We start from the raw sequence: 224 nt of genomic DNA, 5'->3' as shown, positions 1-224 counted from the left end.
AACCAAAACTAGCCCATGAAAAAAACCGATATCGAAGCGAGAATAACTGAACTGGAAACCGCTTTAAAAGAAACCCCAAACCACCCTAACAGGATAGAAATTGAAACGGACATTAGGAATTTACAAACCCGCTTAGAATACCAAGACTATGACTAAAGAAGCTATCGTTCAACGCTTAGAAGACCTACACAACGTCTTAGCCTATTGCTCCGATATTCAAAGCA

General features: G+C 39.7%; 1 protein-coding gene. It reads left to right on the top strand.

Annotated elements, in window-relative coordinates; all coding sequences use genetic code 11:
• The first annotated feature begins 15 nt into the window (after window positions 1-15).
• Window positions 16-156 (top strand): hypothetical protein, encoded by a 141-nt coding sequence (locus K5R64_RS09110; RefSeq protein ID WP_220762854.1) that lies wholly within the window; start codon window positions 16-18, stop codon window positions 154-156.
• Window positions 157-224: the final 68 nt, after the last annotated feature.

It is taken from the genome of Flavobacterium sp. UMI-01 (assembly GCF_019656315.1).
In the GTDB taxonomy this organism is placed as follows: Bacteria; Bacteroidota; Bacteroidia; order Flavobacteriales; family Flavobacteriaceae; genus Flavobacterium.
This window is presented reverse-complemented; position numbering and strand designations above follow the sequence as displayed.